Annotated in this window: 19 protein-coding genes; 9 read left to right on the top strand and 10 right to left on the bottom strand. The window is 69.8% G+C overall.

Translation table 11 applies throughout. The annotated features are described in order from the left end of the window. Positions 1 to 112: 112 nt before the first annotated feature. From LXT21_RS10435 to LXT21_RS10425, 3 genes are all read left to right on the top strand, one after another. Positions 113 to 754: a hypothetical protein gene (locus LXT21_RS10435; RefSeq protein WP_254037966.1), complete on the top strand. Its 642-nt coding sequence runs from the start codon at positions 113 to 115 to the stop codon at positions 752 to 754. A gap of 145 nt (positions 755 to 899) precedes the next feature. Next, positions 900 to 1,604 (top strand): DUF859 domain-containing protein, encoded by a 705-nt coding sequence (locus LXT21_RS10430; protein ID WP_254037965.1) that lies wholly within the window; start codon positions 900 to 902, stop codon positions 1,602 to 1,604. A gap of 108 nt (positions 1,605 to 1,712) precedes the next feature. Further along, positions 1,713 to 2,963, top strand: coding sequence for an Ig-like domain-containing protein (locus LXT21_RS10425; RefSeq protein WP_254037964.1), 1,251 nt, complete (start codon positions 1,713 to 1,715; stop codon positions 2,961 to 2,963). 61 nt (positions 2,964 to 3,024) lie between these two features. Here LXT21_RS10425 and LXT21_RS10420 read toward each other — a convergent pair whose 3' ends face one another. After that, positions 3,025 to 3,612 carry a Crp/Fnr family transcriptional regulator gene (locus tag LXT21_RS10420; RefSeq protein ID WP_254037963.1) on the bottom strand — a complete coding sequence of 196 codons (588 nt, stop codon included), beginning with the start codon at positions 3,610 to 3,612 and terminating at the stop codon, positions 3,025 to 3,027. Positions 3,613 to 3,679: 67 nt separating this feature from the next. Between LXT21_RS10420 and LXT21_RS10415 the strand changes: the two genes are divergently transcribed. Further along, positions 3,680 to 4,933 carry a sterol desaturase family protein gene (locus LXT21_RS10415; RefSeq protein ID WP_254037962.1) on the top strand — a complete coding sequence of 418 codons (1,254 nt, stop codon included), beginning with the start codon at positions 3,680 to 3,682 and terminating at the stop codon, positions 4,931 to 4,933. On the opposite strand, the gene LXT21_RS10410 is transcribed toward LXT21_RS10415, so the two are convergent. Both LXT21_RS10410 and LXT21_RS10405 read right to left on the bottom strand, forming a co-directional pair. Then, a complete protein-coding gene (locus LXT21_RS10410; RefSeq protein WP_254037961.1) occupies positions 4,928 to 5,776 on the bottom strand; it encodes a hypothetical protein in 849 nt (282 codons plus the stop codon). The two genes, LXT21_RS10415 and LXT21_RS10410, sit on opposite strands and share 6 nt — an antisense overlap. Beyond that, on the bottom strand, positions 5,773 to 8,484 hold the full coding sequence (locus LXT21_RS10405) for a TonB family protein (protein WP_407666986.1): 2,712 nt from the start codon (positions 8,482 to 8,484) through the stop codon (positions 5,773 to 5,775). The genes LXT21_RS10410 and LXT21_RS10405 overlap by 4 nt, the downstream gene beginning before the upstream one ends. Before the next feature lie 206 nt (positions 8,485 to 8,690). On the opposite strand from LXT21_RS10405, the gene LXT21_RS10400 reads away from it, so the two are divergent. Next, positions 8,691 to 9,563: a hypothetical protein gene (locus tag LXT21_RS10400; RefSeq protein ID WP_254037960.1), complete on the top strand. Its 873-nt coding sequence runs from the start codon at positions 8,691 to 8,693 to the stop codon at positions 9,561 to 9,563. A gap of 66 nt (positions 9,564 to 9,629) precedes the next feature. Beyond that, a complete protein-coding gene (locus LXT21_RS10395) occupies positions 9,630 to 10,226 on the top strand; it encodes a DUF2378 family protein (protein WP_254037959.1) in 597 nt (198 codons plus the stop codon). 58 nt (positions 10,227 to 10,284) lie between these two features. Here LXT21_RS10395 and trxA read toward each other — a convergent pair whose 3' ends face one another. The 6 genes from trxA to LXT21_RS10365 form a co-directional block, all read right to left on the bottom strand. Beyond that, complete coding sequence (gene trxA, locus LXT21_RS10390; protein ID WP_254037958.1) at positions 10,285 to 10,665, bottom strand: thioredoxin; 381 nt, start codon at positions 10,663 to 10,665, stop codon at positions 10,285 to 10,287. Between the two features lie 40 nt (positions 10,666 to 10,705). Next, positions 10,706 to 11,029 (bottom strand): FKBP-type peptidyl-prolyl cis-trans isomerase, encoded by a 324-nt coding sequence (locus tag LXT21_RS10385; RefSeq protein WP_254037957.1) that lies wholly within the window; start codon positions 11,027 to 11,029, stop codon positions 10,706 to 10,708. A 144-nt stretch (positions 11,030 to 11,173) separates the two neighbouring features. Next, the gene (locus tag LXT21_RS10380; protein WP_254037956.1) at positions 11,174 to 12,340 is read right to left on the bottom strand and encodes an outer membrane protein; all 1,167 of its coding nucleotides are present in this window, start codon (positions 12,338 to 12,340) and stop codon (positions 11,174 to 11,176) included. A 152-nt stretch (positions 12,341 to 12,492) separates the two neighbouring features. Then, entirely contained in the window at positions 12,493 to 14,385 is a 1,893-nt protein-coding gene (nadE, locus tag LXT21_RS10375) for an NAD(+) synthase (RefSeq protein ID WP_254037955.1), read from the bottom strand. A gap of 93 nt (positions 14,386 to 14,478) precedes the next feature. After that, a complete protein-coding gene (locus LXT21_RS10370) occupies positions 14,479 to 15,138 on the bottom strand; it encodes an LON peptidase substrate-binding domain-containing protein (RefSeq protein ID WP_254037954.1) in 660 nt (219 codons plus the stop codon). Between the two features lie 147 nt (positions 15,139 to 15,285). After that, positions 15,286 to 15,927: a TetR/AcrR family transcriptional regulator gene (locus tag LXT21_RS10365; RefSeq protein WP_254038528.1), complete on the bottom strand. Its 642-nt coding sequence runs from the start codon at positions 15,925 to 15,927 to the stop codon at positions 15,286 to 15,288. 75 nt (positions 15,928 to 16,002) lie between these two features. On the opposite strand from LXT21_RS10365, the gene LXT21_RS10360 reads away from it, so the two are divergent. Further along, a complete protein-coding gene (locus LXT21_RS10360) occupies positions 16,003 to 17,250 on the top strand; it encodes a serine hydrolase domain-containing protein (protein ID WP_254037953.1) in 1,248 nt (415 codons plus the stop codon). Between the two features lie 12 nt (positions 17,251 to 17,262). Here LXT21_RS10360 and LXT21_RS10355 read toward each other — a convergent pair whose 3' ends face one another. Further along, entirely contained in the window at positions 17,263 to 18,255 is a 993-nt protein-coding gene (locus LXT21_RS10355) for an AraC family transcriptional regulator (RefSeq protein WP_254037952.1), read from the bottom strand. A 35-nt stretch (positions 18,256 to 18,290) separates the two neighbouring features. Between LXT21_RS10355 and LXT21_RS10350 the strand changes: the two genes are divergently transcribed. Together LXT21_RS10350 and LXT21_RS10345 are read left to right on the top strand one after the other, a co-directional pair. Beyond that, positions 18,291 to 19,274, top strand: coding sequence for a quinone oxidoreductase family protein (locus LXT21_RS10350; protein ID WP_254037951.1), 984 nt, complete (start codon positions 18,291 to 18,293; stop codon positions 19,272 to 19,274). Positions 19,275 to 19,402: 128 nt separating this feature from the next. Continuing rightward, positions 19,403 to 21,988, top strand: a complete 2,586-nt coding sequence (locus LXT21_RS10345) for a PKD domain-containing protein (protein ID WP_254037950.1) — start codon at positions 19,403 to 19,405, stop codon at positions 21,986 to 21,988. Positions 21,989 to 22,005 lie beyond the last annotated feature (17 nt).

The following is a 22,005-nucleotide window of genomic DNA, read 5'->3' as shown; positions in this document are numbered from 1 at the left end:
GTGCCTGGAATCGTTCCGGGCACTTGCACTCCGTGCAGCGTCGTCCAAGACCTTCTTCCCGGCCCGCCTCTCAATGACATCCACCTCTCGAGCCCTCGTGGAGCGCTCCCCCATGCGTTGGAAACTCCGTGCCCTCCTGGCCACGCTCGCCCTGGCGACCTCCGCCTGCGGTGGCGACGACCCTCCGCCCGAACCCAAACCCGAGCCCTCGGGAGACCCGTGCGAGCCGAATGGCCACATCCACCGCGAGCCCGACGGTGACTGGTGTCACTGCCACAAGGGCTACCTGGCCGCGCAGAATGGCCTCGCCTGCGTCGTGGACCCCGACTACGTCCCCAGCGACGGCTTCGACTTCGGCGACAACGGGGAGCACGCCTGCTGGCACGTCTCCAGCGGCCCCTTCGTCACCGTCACCGCCTCCACCACCCGCGACCCTCGCGTGGACGACTTCCACACGTACTACACCGTGAAGCTGCGCGAGGTGGATGGCCAGTACACCGGCACGTTCAGCTACAAGGCCTTCGCCTCCGGCAACTTCGTCGTCTACCTGGGCACCCCCGACGTCCCCGTCACCCTCGTGGAGACCGCCGTCCAGAAGACCGTGACCCCCGCGGGCACCCAGGCCACCGGCGACTTCTGTCCGGGCCTGAAACACATGGTCGGCTACGAGCTGACCGACCGCGTCCAATACACGCTCACGCTCGGCCCCACCTCGCTCGCCGAGCTCGGCATGGTCATCGAGCACCTCCAGTAACGCCGCACGCAGCGACTCCTGGAAATCGTGCGCGTCGTTATTGCAACTGAGTTACTATTAAGACATGAATATCGGCGCCGTGGCGTGTTGCAGGACGCCGCTTCGGTGCCCGCGCGTCGCGCCCGGCCTTGAAAGGAAATCCCACATGAAGATGCTGAAGCAGACCCTCTGCGGTGCATTGCTCGGCCTGTCGCTCGCGGCCTGCGGACCGACGGAGGACGTGGAGCAGGAGTCGACCGGCCAGGCGGAGCAGCCGCTGGAGGCCGGCTGCGTGTCGGTGGACGACACGATGATGACGACGCACGCGTGCACGCACGCGAACAACAGCGGTGACAACGTGGGCGTGACGGCCAGCGCCACGCGCGTGTCCACCGCGCCGGACATCAGCACGCAGCACAAGCACTACACGCTCACCCTGCCGGCTGGCGCCGAGGGCTCGGTGACGTTCACCCCGACCAACGTGTCCGGGAGCGGCACCGTGGAGTCCGTCGCGTTCTATGTGAACAAGAACGTGGCCCTCACGGTGGTGAACGCCGCCACCAGCGCGACGGTGGCCCCGCTCATCAACGAGTCCGTCGCGGAGACGGGCTGCTCGCTCATCAAGGCGCAGGTCTACGACCTCACGCCGGGAACCCAGTACATCGTCGTCTCGGCCACCGCGTCGGGCAACCAGGTGGGCATCGTCCCCGAGTACCTCTACAACAACCGCGACCGCTACTACCGGGACCAGGACGGCGACGGCTACGGCGTGAACACGCCCGTCTACCGCTTCGCCTGTGAGGTGAACGGCGGCTACTCGAAGACGCGCTTCGACTGCGACGACACCAACCCCGCCATCTTCAACTGCTGACAGTCGCTGACCCGTAGCAAGCAGTCCGCGTGACTGCCGGCGGGGCATCCCAGACATCCAGGGGTGCTCCGCCCTCGTCCTTGACTCACCCTCGCGAGGTCACACCCGATGCGCTTCTCCAACGCGGCCACGCTGCTGGCCACCTGCACCCTGCTGGCCCTGACGGGCTGCGACAACGACGACCCCACGCCCGCGCCTCCCGATGGAGGAACGACGACGGACGCGGGCCCCGACGCGGGAGACACCACGCCGCCCACGGTGACGGGCACCACGCCCACGGCCGACGCCGTGGATATCGCCCCGGGCAGCGCGCTCACGGTGCGCTTCAGCGAGCCCGTCCGACAGGGCTCGGGCACGGTGCGCGCCGCGGACGGCGACGTCTCCCTCTCGCTGGAGACGGGGCACTGGGAGGACCAGGGGCGCACGCTCATCGCGCATCCCACGCAGCCCCTGCGCGCCGGGGCGAAGGTGGACGTCACGGTGGAGCGGTTCGAGGACCTCGCGGGCAACCGCCAGGCGACGGCCTACAGCTTCTCGTTCCAGGTGGGTGCGGACGTCGCGCGGCCCCACGTCGTGTCCTCGAATCCGACGGAGGGCGCCACGGGGGTGCTGCCCGTGCAGACGTACAAGGTCGGCACGAACACGTCGCTGCGGCGTCTGGTCGCCGTCACGTTCAACGAGAAGATGGACGTCGCGGAGGGCCGGGTGACGCTGCGGGATGAGAGCACGCCCGCCAACGCTCCGCGCCTGCTGACGGGCACCTGGTCCGAGGACGCGCTGACGCTCACCGTCTCGATTCCCCGGCCAGAGTCAGACCTGCCGCCGCTCGAGGAGGAGAGCCGCTACTCGGTGGACCTCACGCAGCTGCGCAACGAGGCGGGCCATGCGTTGGACACGGCGCACGCGAGCCTCGGGGATGGACGGCTCGACTTCACCACGGGCAAGCGGGACGGCGTCACCGAGCACGCCTGTGGTCATGCGCTGCTGGAGGCCCCCGTCGCCGTCACGGCCGGTGCATCCCCCACGGCCATGTATCCCGCGACGGACGCGCCCCACGAGTTCTACGAGCTGACGCTCCCGGCGAACGGCGGCGCGTTCCTCGGCTACTCGGAGGTCGTCTCGGACGAGCGCGACCGGCCGGTCATCCTCTACCTGAACCAGGACGTGCCCATCGTCGTGCACGACGTGACGGACGCCGAGGTGGTGATTCCCTCCACCGTGACGCCCGCGCCGCAGGTCTGCCTGCCCGCCATCACCCACACGCTGAAGTTCACCGCGCCCGCCGGAGACCGCTTCCTGCGCCTCACCTACGGCCCGACTCCGCTGGAGAAGTTCACCTTCGTCTTCGAGCGGTACTGAAGCGCGCCGCGAAGTCTCGAGCGCGCCGCGCGAGCCCCATCGTGAACGGACGGTGCGGGCTTCACTCGGCGCGCTTGCGCCGTCTCGACATGATGCGGCTCAGGGCCACCTCGGTGATGCCCAGGTAGGCCGCCACGTCGCGCTGCGGCACGCGCCCGCGCAGGTGCGGGTGCTCCGCCCAGAAGGTGTCCAGCCGCTCCTCCGCGGACAGCTCCAGGAACTCCTGCTCGCGGCGCTCCTTCAAGAGGAAGTGCCGCTCGGCGACGCGGCGCGCCACGCGCACCCAGCACGTGTGGCCCTCCTCCAGCGCCTGGAAGTCCTGGGTGCGGAACACCAGCACCCGTGCGGGCTCCAGCGCCTCGATGGACGTCATCGAGGGCTGACGCTGGAGCATCTCCGCGTAGGCCCCCAGCAGTTCACCCTCGGCGCGGAACGCCTTCACCGACTCGCCGCCTCGGGCGGAGACGCGCACCAGCCGGAACACGCCCTGGAGCACCACGGCGAAGCGGTCCGCCGCGTCTCCGGGACGCAGGAAGTGGGCCTTGCGCTCCACCGCCTGCTCCCTCGCGAACGACTCGGCGCGCTCCCATTCACTCGGGGGAATGGGGCCGAGCGGGGCGAGCTGCTCGTAGAGCGTCGGGAATCTCACGGGTAGGTGGGACGAGGTTAACCCAGGTTAAGGCGCCCAGCGAGCCGGGCGCCGTACACCCGAGGGCATGTCCATCAACGTCTACGCCATCGCCACGCCCTTCGTCATCGCGCTGGCGCTGGGCGAGTTCATCTATTGCGTGGCGAAGCGCAACGGCTACTACAGCTTCCAGGACTCCATCGCGAGCGTGGGCACCGCCGTCCTCAACCAGTGCGTCAACGTGGCCGTGGCGCTGATGGTGCTGCCCTTGTTCACCCTGCTGGGTGAGCTGTCCCTCTGGCGCATCGACAGCGCGTCGCCGTGGGCGCTCGTCGGACTCTTCCTGGGCGTCGACTTCCTCTTCTACTGGTTCCACCGCTTCGGACACCGCACCAACATCGGCTGGGCCGCGCACTCGCCGCACCACTCCACCGAGGAGCTCAACTACGCGGTGGCCCTGCGCGCCAGCGTCACCCAGCGGCTGTTCTCGTTCCTGTTCTACTGGCCGCTCGTCATCGTCGGCTTCTCGCCGCAGGCCGTGCTCGCCATGGTGGCCTTCCACCTGGTGCTCCAGTTCATCCCCCACACCCGCGTCATCCCCAAGATGCCCCGGTGGATTGAATCCTGGCTCAACACGCCCTCGCACCACCGCGTGCACCACGCGCGCAATGACCTCTACATCGACAAGAACTACGCGGGCTTCCTCATCATCTGGGACAAGATGTTCGGCACGTACCAGGAGGAGACGGAGGAGTGCTCCTACGGCGTCACCACGCCGCCCAACACGTGGGACCCCACCGTCATCAACTTCCAGTTCTGGGCGAAGCTCTGCAGCGACGCGGTGAAGACGCGCAGCTGGTGGGACCGTCTCCGCCTCTGGGTCATGCCCACCGGCTGGCGTCCCTCGGACCTGCCGGCCCGCGTGGAGACGAAGTGGAACCAGACGGGCGTGGAGGTGAAGTTCCAGTCCACCGAGCTGCCGAACATCCGCGGCTACCTCGTCTTCCAGATGATTGCGTCGATGCCCTTCATGCTGCTGGTCAGCCACCACGCCTCGCCGCTCGTGGGCTGGCAGAAGTTGATGCTGAGCGTCTTCTTCTGGGGCATGGCCACCGCGTGGGGCGGGATGATGGAGTCCAAGCGCTGGGGCCTGCCGCTGGAGATGGCGCGGGTGTTCGCCATGGGTGGCGCCGTGACGCTGTGGCTCGTCCAGGCGAACACGCCCCTGTCGTGGCGGGCGCTCACCGTGGGCTGGCTCGCCGTGACGCTCGTGTGGCTGAGCATCTCGCGCGCGACCAGCCGGAGCGCCTCGCCCGTGCCCGGTGGCGCGAGCACCTCATGAGGTGAAGCCCGGCTCCCACGCGCCCGAGAAGGCGGTGAAGCGCCGCACGTTGACGGACAACGCGCGGTGCACCTGCGTCTCGGGCGTGATGTCCACCGCGAGCCCATCGGTGGAGGGCGGGAGCCGGTCGAAGTGCGCCCCCTGGAACCACTGATGGGGGCGGACCTCCACGACGAAGAGGCCGTCATCGTCCAGGTCCGCTTCGATGGGCACGAAGTCCACGCGCTGGAGTTCCACGGGTGGAGGGAAGTCGAGCGCGACACGGAAGGGGATGCGCTGCTCGCCCCGGAAGGCGGTGCCCTCCATCAGCACGGAGTGGCCCTGCAGCGCGGCGCCCTCCTCGCCCAGCGCGCGTGAGGGCGGCTGGAGCAGCAGGGAGAACGAGCGCGCACGACCCGCGATACCAGGAGAACGCCCGAGCACTCGCGCCTCACCACTGCTGAGCAGGTCGAACACCACCTCGCGGTCCCACTCGCCCAGCACGGTGCCTCCGGAGAAGAAGTCTCCGTCGTGCGCGTGGGCCGTGGGGACGAGGATGTCCATCAGCGAGCGAAGAACCCCGCGCGCCTGTTGCTGGAGGGGGGATGCGTTCTCGAAGAGGTAGATGGGTCCGAGCACCATCCGCGCCGAGGTGAGCCGCACGCCCCAGCCCGTGTCCGTGGTGAACTCACCAACCTGCGTGGACTCGGGCGCGAGCGCAGTGCGCAGGCCCATGTGGAACACGATGCCGCGACCACCCGTGCCGGACAGTCCGCAGGCGGAGCCTCCTGTCGCGAGGGCCGCGCCCAGGCCCAGCGTGAAGGCACGGCGGGACATGCCGCGAGGAAACACGGGCGAGTTCATGGAGAGTCCTCCTCGAAGTCCAGATACAGCGTGAGAGTCCCCCGGAAGGTGCGCGGGGGCCCCGCGGTGAAGTGCCGCGTCGCGAGCAGCGAAGCGGGCGCATCCGCCCCTCGGAAGTTGGAGACGTAATTGAGCTCCGTCTCACGCCAGCGCGTGTCGAGCGCGTTCTCCACGGACACGCCGAACTCCACCCAGCTCCAGCGCGCGCGCGTGGCCACATCGAACAGGAAGACGGGTTCGCTGTAGCGGTCGAGCGGGAGCGGCCGAGGCCCCACCGCGCTGTGCCCCAGCGCCACGTTCCACCCCACACGCTCACCCGCGAGCGTGACATCGCCACGCACCGACGCATCCAGTCGACCCAGCAGCGACGGGATGTACGGCATCACCGCGCCATCCCACAGCTTCCACGCGGACGCACCGGGCGCGGGCAGCGTGGCGCGCGCCCAGGCGATGGAGGCCTGGACGTCCATCCACTCGCTCCACACGAAGCGCCCCGTGGCGAAGGCGCCCAGGCGCTGCGACGCGCCGATGGGCTGGTTGCGGCCCAGGCGCTCGTCGAAGACGAAGTCCTGCGACACGCGGGTCGCGAAGACAGCGCCACGTGCCTCCAGTGTGTACGGGCTCCCCTCGCCCTCCAGTCGCCAGCCGAGCCCCGTCTCTCCCGAGGCCACCCGCGCATACGGCGCCAGCTCCGCATCCGACAGCGCGGCCGCGTCACTGGAGCGCGCGCCGAGCCCCGCGCTCGTCATCCACGTGAGCCGGGGGGACAGCTTCACCTCCGCGCTGGCCCGGGGGCTGGCGAAGAAGCCATAGGCATCCACGGACTCGTCCGTGAGCCGAGGCCCGTCCCGGTCCACCGCGGGACGGTTCAAGTCCTCCACGCCGAACAGGAACGTGTCCAGTCGCAGGCCCGCCCGCAGCGTGAGCCAGGGACGGGGCGAGACGCGCAGGGACGCGTAGCCCCCCAGGTTCGTGGTGCGCACCTGGTTGTCGTAGAGCGTGGCGTAGGGCGCGCCGCCGCTGTCCCGCAGTCGCCGCGAGCGCGTGCGCACGTCGTCGTAACGGGCCACGTAGCCCAGCTCCAACGGACGCGCTTCACCCAGCAGCGTGAGACCCGGGATGTATCGACCACGCAGGCCCAGGGTATTGCCCCGGTAGAACCCCTCCGCCGTGTCGCCACGCTGGGACTGACCGACGGGCGGAGTGTCCTGGACGAAGCCGGTGAAGTTGTCGCGGATGCGCGTCTGGCGAAGCACCACGTACCCCTGCTGCACCAGCCGCCCACCGCGCTTCAGTCGCGACTGGAGCTCGGCGGAGACGATGTGGCGCTGGCTCGCGCCGCCCTGGTTCTCGTCGTAGAAGCAGAAGAACTGCGAGTCCGCGTCCGGCGCACAGGGCAACCGCGAGTCCACCACGTCCGTCTCGCGCACCACGCCCGCCGAGGAGAAGCGCGCGCCGTAGCTCGTCCCGAGCAACCGCAGCCGGGTGTCATCACCGAGCAGCAGCTCCACCTGCGCCATGGCGCTCGCGTTGGCGTACGTGCGGTTGGGTCCGAAGCCGTTACCCTGTCGCAGCAGCAGCCCCACGAAGGTGGCCTCACTGGACTCCGGAGGGCCCCACACCAGCGCGAGCCGACGCGAGGCGAAGCTGCCGTAGCTGACCGACGTGGTGAGCCCCCGGCGCGCCAGCCCGAGCTGGTACTCCACCGTGCCCGCCACGCCGAAGTCGCCTTGAGAGGCGTCGTAAGGTCCCTCGGTGACGCGCAGCGCGTGCACCAACTCCGGGATGATGAAGTACGTGTCCGCGTAGCCGTGGCCGTGCGAGTGGGAGACCTCGTTGAGGGGCACGCCGTTGAGGCGCATCTCCACGTCCTTGCCCTCGCCGGCGTCGAAGCCCCGGATGAACACCGTCTCCGCGTGTCCCTCACCACCGTGGTTCGCGAGCATCACGCCGGGCGCGAGCAGCATCAGGTCCGAGGCCGAGTTGCGCGGCACGTCCGCGAGCTGCCCCACCTCGATGTGGAAGTCGCCCACCGCGACCGGCGGCGGCGCCGCGGCGACATCGCGGACGGTGGTGGAGAGGACCCGCTCGGAGGACTTCGACTCCTTCGTGGCGCCCTGCTCCACGGACGAAGTCGAACCCTCCGCGTCACCCGGGGTCGAAGCAGAGCCAGCCTGCGTCGATGACGCGAGGCCCGTCTCCTCGCCTGGCGACGCTCGGCCAGCCGCCACGCCTTGAGACGAAGCCCCCCGCGACGAACGTGACTCCGCCCCGGAGCCGGGCGCATCACTGGGCGATTCAGCGTCAGTCGCCGCGCTTCGCGCCGAAGCTCCCCGCGACGAGCGGGACTCCGGCCCATCGCTCGGGCCAGTCGCCGAAGCAACCGCCGTGGACCAGTCGCCCGTCGACTCACCGCCTCGCGCCGGCACCGCCGTGGCGGCCATCGCCTCGCCATGATGGTGCGTGCTCACACCGCCCGCTGACTCCGGGACGAAGTGCACCGGCACATCCACCCGCACCTCGAGCGGCGCCTCGCCCCGCCGCGCCGGCTGGAAGCGCCAGCGCACCGCCGCCTCCATCGCCGCCCGGTCGAACACCGGCCCCGCGGACGACTGCACCTCCGCGCGCGACACCTCGCCCGCCTCGTCGATGGTCAACCGCAACACCACCGTCGCCGGCCGCTCCAACACCGGCGCATCCACGGGCATCGATGGCGCCGCCGCCTCCACCGGAACCGGCGGTGTGATGGGCACCTCCTCCAGCGCCCCCATCGCGCACATCACCAGCATCGCAATCCACACGGCGAGGCCCTCACTCCTGGGTTCGGCGGCACCCGCCACCGCGAACGTCGCCCCCCGCAGATACAACGGGCCCCGCTTGAATTGCAACTTGGTTACATATACACCTCGGAAACATGAAAACGAACCTGAGCGGGCTCCTGTTCTGCGTGCTCGCCACCCTGGCGCTCCCGGGGTGCGACAACGTGGCCACCGGAGACGTGCGCGTGACGATGAGCGGCGGGGACGGCACCCAGCGCGGCCTGCCGGACACCCTCTTCCAGGACAGCTGGTCCGTGCAGTTCACCAAGTATCTGGTGTCCCTGGGCGAGGTGCGCCTCACCTCCGCGTCCGGCGAGGTGCGCGACAGCCCACGCCACGTGCTGGTGGACGTGCAGAAGGGAGACATCCCGCTCACCGAGCTCACGGGCCTGCCCGCGGGCCGCTGGAACGTGGGCTTCCGGGTCAGCCCTCCCCACGACGGCACCGAGCTGGCGGACGGACAGGTCTCCGCCGAGGACCTCCGGATGATGCGCGAGCGCGGCTTCAGCTACTGGGTGGAGGGCCGCGCGGTGAAGTCCGGTGTGGGTGTGTTCAACTTCCGGATGGGCTTCCCCGTCGACGCGCGCATGGTGGACTGCATCAACGGGGTGGATGGTACCCAGGGCATCATCGTCCCCGAGGGCTCACGCGCGGACGTGGAGGTCACCATCCACGCGGAGCACATGTTCTACGACCGGCTCGGAACCCACCGGGGCGTGCAGCTGCGCTTCGACGCCATCGCCGCGACGGCCACGCAGGACCACTTCATCACCCCGGAGGGACTCGCCTCCCAGCTGCTCACCGACCTGCGAGGTCGGGACGGAGGCGAGCTGCGCGACGCGGCGGGTCAACCCGTGGTGTATCTGCCCGGCGCCCACGATGTGCGCACGCTGCAGGAGTTCGTCACCCAGAGCATCGTCGACCAGGCCCACCTCAACGGCGGAGGGGTTTGCACGGTCGCCAAATGACGGAGCGACCCGCGGACGACCCAGCCCCCCTGGACTTGTCCCACCGGGCGCCGCTAGGAAAGTGACATGGACTCTCCTGCGCACCTGCAAGCCCGCATGGCTCTCTGCCGTCCCGAACACCTGGTGCTCGACCTGTTCGTCCACTGCCTCAGGGAGAGCATCGCCAGGAGGATGGGCCAGTCACTCGCCATCGCCGCCGGAGCCCCCGTCATCCCCGCCGTCCCCGCGCGCGGCGCGCCCACGCACCGGGCCGCCAGCGACTACCTGGCGCTGCTGCACGAGGGCGCCCTGTCCGTGGGCCAGAAGCTGGGCGAGGACTACGCGGCCGCCGTGGAGCAGCTGTCCTTCACCGCCGCCTCCCACGTCTTCTCCGCCCCCGTGGGCGAGATGGTCATGGCCATCACCGGCGAGGACCCGCACCGCGGCCTGTCCGTGGGCTCGGGCCTGGCGGGCGCCACCAGCACCTTCGGCGAGCGCGAGTACGAGCGCGTCTCCGACACCACCGCGCGCCTGAGCTTCAAGGACGAGTTCTTCGGCCCCGCATGGTGCAGCGGCCTGGTGCGCAGCGGCCTCTTGCAGACCAACCCCGAGCGCCGCTTCCGCGTCGAGCTGGAGTCGGGCGAGCCGCCCTACAAGGACTTCTCCCTGCTCATCCACTGGTGAGCCGCCCCACCTCACGCGAGCGGACGAACCTCCATCCGCTCGCGCGAAGGCTGGCCGCTCAGACCTTGGGCGCTTCCTTGCCCCGGCGCTCCTCGATTTCCTTCTTCACCTGCGCCATGTCCAGGTCCCGCACCTGACGGACCAGGTCCTCCAGCGCGGCGGCCGGCAGCGCCCCCGCCTGCTCGAACAGGAGGATGCCGTCACGGAACACCATGAGCGTGGGAATGGAGCGGATCTCAAAAGCCCCGGAGAGCTCCGGCTGCGCCTCGGTATCTATCTTCCCGAAGACGATGTCCGGGTGCTTGCCGGACGAAGTCTCGAAGGTGGGCGCGAAGAGGCGGCACGGGCCGCACCACGACGCCCACCAGTCCAGGATGACGATGCCGTCCTTGCCGACGGTTTCCTTGAAGTTGTCCTTGGTGATTTCCACCGTCGCCATGACGGCCCTCGTTTCTCCCCGCCGTCAGCGGGGCATGACTTCAGCGGACGTCCAACAGCTCCACCTCGAACACCAGGGTGGCGTTGGGCGGGATGACGCCGCCCGCGCCGCGCGCGCCGTAGCCGAGCTCCGGGGGGATGGTGAGCTTGCGCACGCCGCCCACCTTCATGCCCGCCACGCCCTGGTCCCAACCCTGGATGACCTGACCCGCACCGAGACGGAACGTGAAGCCCTGGCCCCGGTCCCGGCTGCTGTCGAACTTCTTGCCGTCCGTCAGCGTCCCCACGTAGTGCACGGTGACCGACTTGCCGGCGGTGGCCTCCGCTCCGGTGCCCACCTTCGAATCTTCGACCTTCAGGCTCATTCCCTCTCCTGTTGCAGTGGAAGGTTTCACCTTAACCCGTGGGTGCCCGGCGCGCCGCACCTGAAAACACAGCGGCGCGGGCCCGTTGGCTACCGGGCACCGCGCCACTGACTACTCCCTGTGTGAAGGCGTCAGGACCGCCACTCAGAAGGTGCCGCCCACGCTGACGGTGCCCTGGTAGCTGCCGCCCCCGTCGAAGTCACCGCCGCCGGAGTCGATGCCCGGAGCGAAGTCCTTGTCGAAGAGGAAGTTGTAGTTGGCGCGCGCGTCCACGGTGAAGTGGCCCACGTGGCCTCGCAGACCCACGCCCGCCGGCACGTTGCCCACGGTGTCGTCCTTGTAGCCCAGCGACTGGCCGCCTCGGAAGTTGTAGTCGCTGATGCCGATGCCACCCAGCACGTACGGCTGCCACGCGGTGGGGAACAGGCCGAGCGTCGCCACCGCCTGACCGCCGTTGCGAATCAGGTCCGGACCGTCCGTGTCCACCTCGCCGCGCTTCGAGTCGATGTTGTTGAGCGCGCCGGTGTAGCCCAGCTCGATGCCGAACACCCTCGAGGGCCGGATGGCCGCCGTCACGCCCGCGGTGGGGCCGGGGTTGAGCTGCGGAGCCAGCGCGCCGGTGTAACCCTCCACACCGCCGTTGAGCAGCAGGCTCAGCCCTTTCATGTCGTTCTTGTCCTTCTTCTTCACCTCGAGCGGCTCAATCGGCTCGGCCGCCTCGGCCGAGGGCCGGTAGTCCGCCGGAGGAGGCGCCGCGATGCCGCTCCCACCGAAGGCGTCCTGCTGTGGCGCCGGATAGGACTCCGACTTCGAGTCCACCGGAGCCCCCGCCTCGGGACGAGGCTGTGGCGCGGCCGGCGGGGGGGCCGCGGGAGGAGGGGCCGCCGGAGCTGGGACGCTCTGGATGCCCTGCTGCTGGCTGTCGAAGCCGCTGCCACCCGTGCCCTGCTGCTGCGAGTCCACGGGCTCACACCGCAGCGGCATGTTCATGCGCAGCTCGCCCTGTGCGGGCGGCACGGCCTGGCTGCTCCCGCTCGAGGAGTCATCCTGTCCGCTCGTTCCGCTGCCACCGATGCCCGCGCTGTCGTCCGTGCCCATGGAGTCGGGCACCGGCTCGGTGTCGATGATGATGTCCTCCTCCTGGAGCACGTCCGAGTTGCCCGAAGAGGTGTCCTGCGACTGGGCCAACAACACGCCTTGCCCCTGGCGCTCCGTGCTCGCCTGGGGCGGCGGGCAATCGCCATCCGAAGCCAAGGCCGAGGTGCCGTACATGAGCGCCCCGATGGCGCCTGCCAGAATCTTCGCTTTCATCCAACCCTCCGTCGTCGAGTGGCTGACATGAAGGTTGTTTCCGGGAGGACATCCGGCAAGGAGCACAAAGGTGGAGATCACCCCAGCGCGCCCCCACGCCCAGCAAGCGGCCAGACGTGGGGCACGGGCAACACGGTTGCGCGTTCAGTGCCTCACTTCGCGCGCAGCCACTCGGAGCCGGTGACGACGGGGAGCTGCAGCGCGCGCTCGCGGTCCAAGTCCAGGTTGCCGATGTGCAGCGACAGCGGGGACTGGACCCACTTGTAGATGGACTGGTTGAAGAGCCGCACGAACTTGTCCACGTGGCCCGACAGCCGTGCCGCGTCCACCTCCGGGAACATGGCCGTGAGCGCCTGGAGCATCTCCGCGGGCGTGAGCTTCTCCGCGGCGAACAGGTAGAAGCACGCGTCCAGGATGGGGAAGGGCATCAGCTCCTCCTCGCCCACCTGATTGTGCGCCAGCTCTGGCCCCGCGGGCTTGGCGAGCACCTTGCGGATGCCCTCGTGGCCCGTGGTCTCCTGGAGGTAGTCCAACAGGTACATCACCACCGTCTTGGGCACGTTGGAGATGACGGCGAGCGCGCCCATCAGGTCTCCGCCGATGGTGGTGTAGCCCACGGACTTCTCGCTCATGTTGCCCGTCTGCAGGAACAGGCCGCCGCAGGAGTTGCTCCAGTTCCACATGCGCTGGGCGCGCAGGCGGGCCTGGATGTTCTGCTCGGTGATGGCGGTGACGGGGGCGCCGCCCAGCATCGTCTCCGCCACGGCGCGCTCGCGCTCGAAGGCCTCGTCGATGGAGACGACCTGGAAGGCCACGCCCAGCTCGCGCGCGATCGTCTCCGCCGCCTCGCGCGTGGAGTCGCTGGAGAAGCGGCTGGGCATGTAGAACGCCTGGATGAGCGAGCCGGGGTTGTCCGGCCGCGCGCGCTTCGCGTAGCGGTGGGCGATGAGCAGCGTGAGCAGCGAGTCGCGTCCGCCCGACAGCGCGATGCCCAGCACCTTGAAGGCGCGCGTCTTCTCGAAGTAGTCGCCCACGCCCAGCGCGAGCGCGTCCAGGATGTCCTCGCACAGCGCCTCGCGCGCGGGGCGGCGCTTGTCGGGGCCGGGCAGGAAGAAGCTGCGCTGCGGCGGCACCGGGTACGTGAGCGCCTCGCGCCGGGTGGCCACCGCCTGGGTGCAGTCGAGCACCGGCACGCGCCCGCCGCCCGAGGACAGCCACGTCTCGCGGTCCACGCGCCAGGTGGTGGCCTCGCCCCTCAGGCGCAGGGTGCGGTCCAGGTCCACGACGGCCGCTGCGTAGCCCTCCTGGAAGCGGGGCGTCTCCATGACGTGGCGGCCGTTCTGGTTGAGGAAGCCGCCGCCGTCGAAGATGAGGCCGTCGTTGCTGCCCACCGCGTTGCAGTAGGCGATGGTGCACTGGTGGTCGGCGGCGCGCGTGGCGATGAGCTCGCGGCGCGTCTCCACGAAGCCCAGCCGGAACGGGGACGCGGACAGGTTGATGACCAGCTCCGCGCCGGAGTACGTGCGCCGGCGCATGGGGCCGTCCGCGCTCCAGATGTCCTCGCAGACCTCCGGCGCGATGAGGCCGAAGTCGAACTGGAACAGGTAGTCGCCCAGGGGCACGCCCCGGTACACCTCCGCCATGCCCGGCTGGCCGCGGCCGAACGTGCGCGCTTCATAGAAGACGCTGTAGGTGGGCAGCTTCTCCTTGGGCACCAGGCCCAGCACGCGCCCTCCCGCCACCACCGCGGCGCAGTTGAGCCGCTGGCCCTGCAGCGCCACGCCCACGCCCACCAGGAACACCGTGGGCAGCGACGCCGTCTGGTTCGCGAAGCGCTCCAGCTCCGGCCACTGCCGGTCGATGAAGCCCTGCCACTGCACCATGTCCTCGGCGGGGTAGCCGGCGATGAGCTGCTCCTGGAAGACGCCCACGGTGACGCCGTCCTCGGCCATCCGCTTCGCCAGGGTCAGCGCCCGGTCCGTGTTGCGGACGAAGGCTCCGACGACGGTGTTGACGCTGGCGATGCCGACTTTCACGAGCCGCATGGTTCCCCACTCCCCTTTCGTTCCCGACGAGGGGCCCAGCAATGCCTGGAGCGACGCGCAAGGCAAGCCCCGCGACGAGGGCCCCGGGGCGCTTCAGTTCAGTGGGCCAGAGGGGCGTAAGGGCTGGAGCCGGGCGATGAGCTCGCCCACGTCCGCGAGCACCGCCTCCAGCCTGCGCTTCACGTCCAGCTCGACGAGCAGCTGCTGGCGCCGCTCGGCCTCCGGGATGATGGCCGAGGCCACCACGTCCGCGAGCATGCCTCCGCCCGCGCGCGCCGCCACCGGCAGCAGGCTCTCCGCGAAGGTGGGAGGCACGCGCCCGGCCAGCTCGAAGACGGCCTGGCGCAGCCGCTCCTCCTCGGGTCCTTGATAGGGGTGGTCCGCGAGCACCTGCGCGCGCACCTCGCGGTAGGACTTGTCGCCGGAGAGCTCGGAAATCATCCGGATGCGGCTGACGCCCTGCAGGAGGATGTTGTAGCGGCCCTCCTCCACCTGCTCGTCCCAGGCGATGACGCCCGCGCACATGATGGGCTGCATGGGGGGACGCCCCTCGTAGTTGCCCTCCCAGCCCGTCTCCAGCTGGGCCAGCGCCACCACGCGGTCCCCCGCGAGCGCGTCACGCACCATGTCCCGGTAGCGCGGCTCGAAGATGTGCAGGGGGATGAGGGTGTGGGGGAAGAGCACCGCCGACGGCAGCGGAAACACCTTCAGCGCGCGGGCGGCGGCGCTCTCGACGCGGTCTTGGGCGGTCATGTCGGGCATCCTTACCCGTGTTGATAAGCCTCCCGGACGTCCGTCGCACCGCAAACCCGCGTGGCGCGGGGACGGAGGGGGCTGGAGCGGCGCAACCGGTTGGATTCGCAGGGACTTTCCGGCCCGGGCGGGCGGTGTTCCCTGGGGTCAGCGCGCGCGAGGCCGGCTGGCCGGAGGGCTCCAGGCCTTCATCGCCACCTCCACCAGCCCGAGCAACTCCGCCTCGCTCGCGCCGTCCTGGGCCTGCACGGACATGCCCTGGATGATGGCGCCGTGGTAGCGGGCCATGGCCTCCGCGTCCGTGCCCGCGGGCAGCTCCCCCTGGGCGATGGCGCGCTGGATGTGCTCACGGAACACGCCCACCGCGCGCGTGCGCAGGCTCGCGACGAAGTCCGCCACCGGCTGGTGCTCCTCCGCGCAGCGCAGCAGCGCCGTGGAAATCATGCAGCCGGGAGGCTGCTTGCGGCGCGTGAAGTGATGGGCCGTCTCGCGCAGCAGTCGCTCGATGGCGGCCCTCACGGTGGGCTCCCGGGCGAACACGTCCCAGGTGTACGCGCCCGGGCCCTGCTGGTAGCGCTCCAGCACCCGCCGGTACAGCCCCTCCTTGGAGCCGAACGCGGCATAGAGGCTGGGCGCGGTGAGCCCCATGGCCTGGGTGAGCTGTGCGACGGACGCACCCTCGTAGCCCAGCCGCCAGAACACCTCCAGCGCCCGGTCCAGGGCCTTCGTCTCGTCGAACTCCCGGGGCCGACCTCGGGGACGGGGCTGGGGGGTCGGGTCCTTTTTCATAACGCTCACTATTGAAATCGTGGAGGGTGGGTCCTATTTAAATAACACCCGCTACATAAAAAGGAGTCCCGACCCATGAATCCTGCCATCGCCAGCCTGCTGGTGGCTGCCAGTCTCGGTGTGTCCTCCGCCGCCCCCGCGGCCCCGCCTCCGTCCACCGCGGCCTCGAAGACCGCCGGAGCATCCGCCGTGGCCCGCAACCTGGATGCGGTCATCGACCAGGCCCTGGCCGAGCAGCGCATCGTCGGCACGGTGGTCACCGTGGTGCGCGATGGAGCGGTCCTCTACCGCCGCGCCGCGGGCTTCGCCGACCGCGAGGCGAAGAAGCCCATGCGTGAGGACGGTGTGTTCCGGCTGGCGTCGATGACGAAGCCGCTCGTCTCGGTGGCGGCGTTGGCGCTGGTGGACCAGGGCAAGCTGTCGCTGGAGGACCCTGTCACGAAGTGGCTGCCGGACTTCCGGCCGAAGCTCTCGGACGGCCGCGAGCCTGTCATCACGGTGAAGCACCTGCTGACGCACACCTCCGGACTGGCGTACGGCTTCCAGCCGCAGAGCGAGGCCGCCTATGGGAAGGCGGGCGTCTCCGACGGGCTGGACGAGGTGCCGGGGCTCACGTTGGAGGAGAACCTGCGCAGGCTCGCGGCGGTGCCGCTGTGGTTCGAGCCAGGGCAGCGCTGGAGCTACTCGCTGTCCACGGATGTGCTCGGCGCGGTGGTCTCGCGCGCCGCGGGGGCGCCGCTTCCCGAGGCCGTGGCGAAGCTCGTCACGAAGCCCCTGGGCTTGAAGGACACGTCCTTCCGAGCGAGCGATGCATCGCGACTGGTGGCGGCGTACGCGGATGGGAAGCCCACACCGACGCGCATGGGCAAGACGCAGGACGTGCCCCTCTGGGGTGGACAGGTCCGCTTCTCACCGGGACGGGCGCTGAGCGCGGAGGCGTACGCCTCGGGCGGCGCGGGCATGGTGGGGACGGCGGCGGACTACGTGAAGTTCCTGGAGGCGCTGCGCAAGGGCGGCGCGCCGGTGCTGAAGAAGACCACCGTGGACACGCTCGGCGCGGTGCAGGTGGGGCCGGAGTCACAGACGCAGGGACCGGGCTGGGGCTGGGGGCTCATCTCCGCGGTGCTGACGGACGCGGAGCAGGCGCAGGGTGAGCAGGCACAGGGCACGTGGCAGTGGGGCGGCGCGTACGGACACACCTGGTTCGTGGACCCGCGCAGCGGCGTCACCGTGGTGACGCTGACCAACACCGCGTTCGAGGGCATGTCGGGCGCGTTCCCCGGCGCCGTGCGTGACGCCGTCTACGCGGGGCTGAAGCCGTAGGCCGGCGCCTCGTCACCGGGCCTCGGACGTCGCTTCGCCGAGGCCGGTCCGTCGGTACACGCCGGGCGTGACGCCCACCCACTTTCGGAAGGCCTTGCCGAAGGAGCTCTCCGTCTCGTAGCCCACGGCGCGAGCGACCTCGGCCAGGGACACGTCCCGGTCCTTCAGCAGCGTCATCGCCCGGTGCATGCGCCACTGGCCCACGTACGCCAGGGGCGCTTCGCCCACGAGCGACTTGAAGCGCTCGGCGAACACGGAGCGGGACATGCCGGCCCGCTTCGCCAGGCCCTCCAGCGTCCACGGCGCCTCGGGCTTCTCGTGCACCTGCTGGAGCACCGCGCCGATGCGCGGGTCCACCAGGGCTCGCAGCCAGCCCTTCTCTCGCGACGACGACGACAGGTGCGCGCGCAGCGCCTGCACGAAGAGCACGTCCGCGAGCCGGCTGACGACCACCTCGTGTCCGGGCTGCTGGGCCTCGATTTCGGAGGCCACGAAGCGCAGCGTCGACTCCAGCCACCTCGGAGACCTGGGGTCGTCCGCGCGGACGTGGAGCAGCGAGGGCAGGTGCCTCACCAACGGGCTGAGCGTCTCGCCCTCGAAGAGGAACGAGCCGACCATCAACGTCACCGCCTCGCCTCCGCCGCCGTACTGGAGCAGGCCGCCACAGCGCAGGGGCTTTCGTGTCGCGTAGACGTCCTCGATGGGCAGCGCGCGCGTGGAGCGGCGGTCCTTCAGCGTGAACTTCACGTCGGCGGGGATGAACACGAAGTCACCGCTCGCCAGCGACAGCTCCCGCGCGTCGGTGGACAACAGACAGCCGCCGCGCATCACCGCGTAGAACAGCGGGAACGGTGAGCCGCCGATTCGCATGCCCCACGGCGCGGTCAGCTCGTAGCGCGCGTTCACCCGGCTGCGCAGCTTCACGCCCTGGAGCACGTCCCCCAGCACATCGAGCCCCGGCGCTCCGCCGGACGGTTGGACGAGAGAAACGGACTTCTGGCGCATGTTCGTCCTTTCACCCAGGACTATAGGTCCATCGCATGAAAGCCATCCGCCTGCATGCCTTCGGCGGCCCCGAGGGGCTGCGTCTCGACGAGGTCCCCACGCCAACCCCCGGCCAGGACGAGGTGCGCATCCGCGTCCACGTCTCGGGGCTCAACTTCACGGACCTGGGACAACGGGAGGGACGCATCCCCGGCACACCGCCCCTCCCCTTCACCCCGGGACTGGAGGCCGCGGGCATCGTGGACGCCGTGGGCTCCGACGTCCGGGGGCTCGAGCCGGGCACCCGCGTCGTCGCGCTCCTGCCGAACCAGGGGGCCTTCGCGGAGCAGGCCGTGGCGCCCGCCTCGATGGTGCTCCCCCTCCCGGAGGGCGTGTCCTTCGAGCAGGCCGTCTGTCTTCCGGCCCAGGCCCCCACGGCGCTGCTCGGGCTGCGCGAGGGCGCGAAGCTGCGTGAGGGCGAATCCATCTACATCCCGTCCGCCGCGGGAGGCGTGGGCAGCCTGCTCGTGCAGCTCGCGAAGCGGATGGGCGCCTCGAAGGTCATCGGCGGCACGAGCCGTGAAGCCAAGCGCGCCCTCGTGCTCCGCCTGGGCGCGGACGCCGCCGTGGACACCTCTCGCGACGACTGGCCCACGCAGGTACGCGAGGCCACGGCGGGCAGGGGCGCGGACATCGTCTTCGTCGCGGGAGGTGGAGCTGTCCCCGCCTCGAGTCTGCAGGCCCTCGCCTTCCGGGGGAGGTTGGTGCTCTTCGGCGCGGAGAGCCTGTTCGACACCGCGTGGAGCCGGGAGCAGATGATGGGCGTGCTGGCCCAGAATCAGTCCCTCGTCGGCTTCGCCACCTTCACCCTCCCGTTCGAGCAGCGTCAGGCGGCGCTCCGCGAGGCCCTCACCCTGGTGGAGCGCGGCCTGCTCCAGCCCATCTTCGAGCAGGGCTTCCCGCTCCAGGCCGTCGCCGAGGCGCACCAGGCCCTGGCCGCTCGGAGGACCACCGGCAAGGTCCTCATCCGCGTCGCCTGAGCCGGGCCCTGACCAGCGACATCCACATGTTTCTGTATCACTGAAACTTCAGCATCCCGCCTCCCCGTGTACTCGGAGTGCACTCCTGGACTAGAACTTGTTTTGCTGTTTTGTCCGGAGATTCCATCTTGAACAAGTCCTTCATCCTGCTGGGGAGCTGTATCGGCGCCCTGGTGCTGAGCGGTTGCGACCCGGCGCCGGAGGCGCCCACCGAGGAGTCCTCGCGGTCCGCGTCGCTGGAGACGCTGGTCAACGTCACGTTGAACAAGCCGGCCACGGCGTCGCAATACCAGACCGACCCCTACATCTTCCTCCCGCAGTACGCGGTGGACGGGAACATCACCTCGGATGACTCGCGCTGGTGCACGGGGGAGTACTTCACCTCGCAGCGGTATCTCGACGTGGACCTGCAGGGGACGTTCGACCTCCACCGGATGGAGGTCTACACGGGCTACCAGAACGACAGGGCCATCTCGAGCTTCGCGCTCCAGTACCACGACGGGACGAGCTGGCAGCCCATCCCTGGCTCCACGGTGACGGGCAACCCGGCCACGGGCGTCGTCGTGTCCCGGACCTTCACGCAGGTGGTGCGGGGCCAGAAGGTCCGCTTCCTGTGCAACGAGCCGGCGGGCTCGAACTGCCGCGTGAAGGAGCTCTGGGTGTTCGGTGCACCCGCCACGCCCGGTGCCAACCAGCCGCCCGTGGCCAATGCCGGCGCGGACCAGAGCGTGGTGCTACCCAAGTCGAGCCTCACGCTCACGGGCTCCGCCACGGATGTGGACGGCACCATCGCCCTGTACTCATGGACGAAGCTCAGCGGCCCCGCGGTCACGCTCTCCGGGGCGAACACCGCCACGCTCTCGCTCAGCGGGCTCACGGCGGGCACCTTCGTCTTCCGCCTCACCGTGGCGGATGATGATGGCGACACGCACTCGGACGACGTCACCGTGACGGTGACCAGCGCTCCGGTGAACCAGCCTCCCGTGGCCAACGCGGGCGTGGACCGCACGGTGGTGCTGCCCACCTCGAGCCTCGTGCTCACCGGCACGGCGACGGACTCGGACGGGACCATCGCGTCCTACGCCTGGACACAGGTCAGCGGCCCGACGGCCACCCTGACGGGCGAGGCCACCTCGACGCTCACCGTGAGCAACCTCTCCGCCGGCACGCTCGTCTTCCGCCTCACCGTGACGGATGACGACGGCGCGACGCACTCCGACGACGTCACGGTGACAGTCGCCAACACGCCGCCCAACCAGCCGCCCGTGGCCAACGCGGGCGCGGACCGCACGGTGGTGCTGCCCAACGCGGGCATCACGCTGACGGGCTCCGCCACGGACTCGGATGGCAGCATCGCGTCCTATGCGTGGACCCAGGTGAGCGGCCCCACCGCCTCGCTGAGTGGCGCCAACACGCCGTCACTGTCCGTCAGCGGGCTCACGGCCGGCACACTGGTCTTCCGCCTCACCGTGACGGATGACGACGGCGCGACGCACTCCGACGATGTCACGGTGACGGTGAGCAACCCCACCACCACGCTGACGAACGTGGCGAAGAACAAGCCCGCCACCGCGCTGTCCACCGACGGAGCGAACGTCCCCGCTCGCGCCACCGACGACAACCTGTCGACCTTCTGGAAGTCGGGCTACTCGGGCAAGCGGGGCACGTACCTCGACGTGGACCTCCAGGGCACCTTCCTCATTCACAGCGCGGAGGTGCACTCGTCCTTCTACGTCGACTCGCCCGAGGCCCTCGTCAACTTCGACCTCCTGGCGTGGGATGGCGGCTGCTGGAAGCCCATCCCAGGCGGCTCCGTCCGCAACAATCCCACGACGGGGACACAGAAGACGGTGACCTTCACCACGCCCGTGGTGGCCTCCAAGGTCCGCCTGCTCTGGCTCGGCGCGGGCGGCAATGCCCATGTGCGTGAGCTGCGAGTGATGGGCCATGCCACCACCCCGTCCACGGGTCCGCTGACGTGCACGGCCGGTGAGCAGATTGCAGTGCAGGACGCCCGCTACTCCTACGCGCTGTTCCTCCCCGCCGGATACAACACGGACCGCAACGCTCGCTGGCCCATCGTCTTCTCGCTCCCGGGCACCGGCGGCGTGATGCTGACCGATGACCACCTGGCGGTGAACACCAACGCGGAAGGGCTCGCCTGGAACCTGCGCGACGCCACCTACCGCGCGGGCTTCGGAGCCATCGCCGTGTCCATGCACTACTGGATCAACGGCCCCGGACCGGGAGGCCCCGCCTACTTCAACGTCAACCACCTGATGACCCTGCTCAACGACCTGAAGCGCGACCTGCTGGTCGACGCGGACCGCGTCTACTTCGCGGGCTTCAGCGGCGGCGCCAACGTCCTCTACGAGTCCACCGGTCTCGCCAGCTACATGGACCGCGTCTCGGCCTTCGTCCCCCTCGCCGTCACCAATTCTCCCGTCACGGCCAACACGACCAACCTCTGCAATCTGCGCACGTTGCCCATCTGGCCCTTCCATGGCGGTTCGGACTCCATGGGCTCCGCGGCCCAGTCCACCGCACTCAAGACGAAGCTGGAGACGCAGTGCGGAGGCACCACCAGCGCCATGCACGCCATCACCACCTACCCGGGCGTGGGGCACTCCAACACCGTGTGGCAGAACGCCTTCGCGGACCCGGCGCTCTGGACCTGGCTCTTCCAGCAGCGCATCAGCACCCGTCAGCCGTGACACGCACCGCCGGGTGG

Origin of the sequence: Myxococcus guangdongensis (genome assembly GCF_024198255.1) — a bacterium.
Classification (GTDB): Bacteria; Myxococcota; Myxococcia; order Myxococcales; family Myxococcaceae; genus Myxococcus; species Myxococcus guangdongensis.
The sequence above is the reverse complement of the archived record's forward strand: the minus strand, read 5'-3'. Positions and strand labels throughout refer to the sequence as shown.